This window comes from Leifsonia sp. HAY1-4F (assembly GCF_056755275.1).
This window is the reverse complement of record NZ_JBNDHX010000340.1, coordinates 1-264: the sequence shown is the minus strand read 5'-3', so window position 1 is coordinate 264 and position 264 is coordinate 1. Positions and strand designations below refer to the sequence as shown.

Here is a 264-nt window from a genome sequence, read left to right as displayed (position 1 = left end):
AAGCATGGCGATCACGACAGCAAAGGTTAGAAGCAGCTTGAGCTTTATCGTAAACCGCATTTGTTAGCTTCCTTGTTCCACAAATTATGCCGTTGCTCTGACCGCACTTGCGCGCTGCGAAGAGAAGATCGCCTGCAAGTTCGGGATGATGATGAATTCGCGTTCGCGCTTTACGAGGGCGTGGATATAATCGGCGCGCCAGCGCATGCCGACGATGGGGGGCGGCTCGCTCGCGGATAGCGATAGCTGCGTGACTTCGTGAAC

At 54.9% G+C, this 264-nt stretch carries 1 protein-coding gene; it reads right to left on the bottom strand.

Annotated elements, in window-relative coordinates:
* Positions 1-84: 84 nt before the first annotated feature.
* The coding region (locus ACPYOG_RS19755) for a CheW domain-containing protein (protein ID WP_481295817.1) at positions 85-264 on the bottom strand (180 nt) is incomplete at its 5' end.